The sequence below is a fragment of the Desertibaculum subflavum genome (assembly GCA_003576705.1).
Classification (GTDB): Bacteria; Pseudomonadota; Alphaproteobacteria; order Ferrovibrionales; family Ferrovibrionaceae; genus Desertibaculum; species Desertibaculum subflavum.
Window position 1 is genome coordinate 1 of record QOZS01000125.1, and the last position, 2,926, is coordinate 2,926.

Sequence of the window (2,926 nt, forward strand, 5' to 3'; positions counted from 1 at the left end):
CCGTCTCCGCCAGTATCTTCGTGATCGCAGCCGTCAGCGACGTCTTCCCATGGTCAACGTGACCGATCGTCCCGATGTTGCAGTGCGGCTTCGTCCGCTCGAACTTGCTCTTGGCCATGTCGCTTCTTCCGATCCCAGGGTCTTCCGTTACCTGCGCGCTACCGTATCGACGCCCGCCAATTCGACGCCCATGGCGGGCCACCCTGACGTCTCTCCACTCACCCGCGGCGGTGCCATTCGGCTGGAGCGGGTGATGGGAATCGAACCCACGTAGCCAGCTTGGAAGGCTGGAGCTCTACCATTGAGCTACACCCGCAAAACCCGTGTCGACCGCGCTACCCGCTTGTTTCGCCGTTGCCGCGCCATCGCGCCTTATCGCGCTGTCGCGGCGATCCGTCGGGTGCGCTTGGTGGAGGGGGTTGGATTCGAACCAACGTAGGCTGTCGCCAACGGATTTACAGTCCGTCCCCTTTAACCACTCGGGCACCCCTCCAGACACGCGTTTACGGCCCTACGCGACGGCCCCCGCCGCACAGCGCCGAACTGATTTCCGATTGTCGTCTACCTCTCTACCGCGAGCGAAAGCGCCCGGCAGCGCCAGTAATAGTCTGGCGCCGCGGAGCGCTGTTGAGACCGTCAGGGGCGCGGACTATAAGCGGGGCGATGAACCCGCGCAAGCCCTCCCGAAAACCGAGCAACCACATGGCCCGCAAGGGCAAATCCCCCGAGCGGGAGCGCCGTCCCGCGCCCGCGGAACCGCCATCCCGCCCCCGTCAGGCGGCCGAGCGCCCGGCCGATTCCGCACCCAGGCGGCCGTCCGGCCCCCGTGCCGGCGGGCCGATCTGGCTGTACGGCATCCACCCGGTCAAGGCGGCCCTCGCCAACCCCGCCCGGCGCTGCCGGCGCCTCCTGGTGGCGGGCGAAGTGGTTAAGAACCTCGGCCCCCTGCCGGGCGGCCTCGTCGCCGAGCCGGTCGACCGCAACCGCCTGGATCAGATGGTGGGTCCCGGCGCCGTGCACCAGGGGGTGGCGCTGCTGGTCAACCCGCTGGAGGCGCCCGAGCTGACCGCGGCCTGCGCCCCGGCGGACGGCGCCCGCAATGTGGTGCTGGTGCTCGACCAGGTGACCGACCCGCACAATGTCGGCGCTATTCTGCGCTCGGCCGCCGCCTTCGGCGTCCGCGCCGTGGTGACGACCGACCACCACGCCCCACCGGACAGCGCGACTTTGGCGAAATCCGCCTCCGGCGCGCTGGAGCTGGTGCCGCTGGTCCGGGTGCCGAACCTCGCCCGCGCCCTGGTCCGCCTGGCTGAGCTCGGCTACTGGCGCATCGGCCTCGATGCCGACGGGCCGCGGACGCTCGCTGAGGCGAAGCCCACCGGTACAGGCTCCGTCGCGCTTGTCCTCGGCGCCGAGGGGCCCGGCATGCGCCGGCTGACCCGCGAGACCTGTGACGAGACCGCCCGGCTGCCGATCAAGGTGACGGCGCTGGTCGACAGCCTCAACGTCTCCAACGCAGCCGCGGTGGCGCTCTACGAGCTGGCACGGGAGGCGTGAAGCCCGAATTTGCCCGCAGGAATGCGCCCCGCCGGTGCTGTGTCAGCGAATGTTAACCCCGCTTCGCTGCAATGGTCGCCCGTGACCACGGGATTGACCGCCGATGACCGCCGCCGCGCCCGACCTGCTCGACCTCGACTTTGCCCGGCAGCAGCGCCGGCGCCTCGCCGCGCCGCCGGAGCTCGACATGGCGAGCAACCTCCGGCGCGCACTGGCCGCCGGCGGCATTTCGCCGATGCTGCGCCGGCTGCGCCGCGCGACGCGGGGTCCGGGCCGGCTCAGCACCCACGAGTTCTTCTATTATGGTCTCTATGACAACGCGGTCGCCGAGAGCGAGCTGCCGCGCTTCGTCGGCAAGCGGGTGCAGCACAATCTGCACATCGCCTGCAACAGCTGGCACTGGTTCGCCGCCTGCAACGACAAGCTGCTCTGGTCGACCATCATGGCCGGCGCCGGCCTGCCGATACCGGAAACCACCGCGATCTATTCGCCGCGCAGCCAGGGCGGCACCGGCAAGCGGCTCGCCGACGCGGCGGCGCTGCGCGATTGCCTCGCCGAGCCCGGCCGCTACCCGTTGTTCTGCAAGCCGATCGACGGCATCAACAGCCTCGGCGCGCTGCGCCTCGAAGCGATCGACGGCACGACGGTAACCCTGAACGGCGGCGAGCGGCGGACACTCGACGAGGTGGTCAACTATATCGCCGGCTTCGAAGGCGACGGCTATCTGATCCAGCGCGTGCTGGTCCCGGCGCCGGCGCTGCGCCGGGTCTCCGGCGATGCCGTTGCCTCGATCCGCTTTCTGGTGCTGCTCGGACCGGAGGGCCCGGCGATCGAAAGCGCGGCAATCAAGATCCCGAGCCCGCGCTCGATCGCCGACAATTACTGGCGCGCCGGCAATCTGCTCGGCGCGATCGATCGCGCCAGCGGCAAGCTGATCCGCGCCGTCACCGGCACCGGCGCTTCGTTGACGGTCTGCGACAAGCATCCCGATTCCGGCCTGGCGCTGGCTGGCTTCGAGGTGCCGGATTACGCGGCGGCCGAGCAGGCCTGCCTCGCGGCCGCGCACCACTTCCCCGGTATCCGCACCCAGTCCTGGGATGTCGCCATCACCGAACGCGGACCGATCCTGCTGGAGATGAATTTCGGCGGCGATCTCAACCTGCACCAGCTGCCGCATCGCCGCGGCGCACTGACGCCGAGCTACGCCGCGCATCTGCGCCGCTGCGGCTACCAGGGCAAGCTGCCGGCGGACTAGAGCGGGATGAGATTGGCTTGAATCGGCAGGGGATTCCCAAGGGGCTCGAATAGTGATTCAAGATGCGGGCTGGGGATGGAGGCCAGCCAGCATGGGACGTCCCTATTCGATGGA

Annotated in this window: 3 protein-coding genes and 2 tRNA genes; 2 read left to right on the plus strand and 3 right to left on the minus strand. The window is 69.3% G+C overall.

Annotation, left to right across the window (positions count from 1 at the left end; all coding sequences use genetic code 11):
• The 3 genes from DT074_RS27755 to DT074_RS27765 all read right to left on the minus strand — a co-directional run.
• The coding region (locus DT074_RS27755) for a GTP-binding protein (protein WP_162915247.1) at positions 1-118 on the minus strand (118 nt) is incomplete at its 3' end.
• A gap of 124 nt (positions 119-242) precedes the next feature.
• Positions 243-316 (minus strand) — tRNA-Gly (locus DT074_RS27760).
• Positions 317-407: 91 nt separating this feature from the next.
• Positions 408-493, minus strand: a tRNA-Tyr gene (locus DT074_RS27765).
• Between the two features lie 209 nt (positions 494-702).
• Between DT074_RS27765 and rlmB the strand changes: the two genes are divergently transcribed.
• The gene (gene rlmB, locus DT074_RS27770) at positions 703-1,557 is read left to right on the plus strand and encodes a 23S rRNA (guanosine(2251)-2'-O)-methyltransferase RlmB (RefSeq protein WP_368744959.1); all 855 of its coding nucleotides are present in this window, start codon (positions 703-705) and stop codon (positions 1,555-1,557) included.
• A gap of 103 nt (positions 1,558-1,660) precedes the next feature.
• Positions 1,661-2,812, plus strand: a complete 1,152-nt coding sequence (locus tag DT074_RS27775) for a sugar-transfer associated ATP-grasp domain-containing protein (protein ID WP_119423064.1) — start codon at positions 1,661-1,663, stop codon at positions 2,810-2,812.
• Positions 2,813-2,926: the final 114 nt, after the last annotated feature.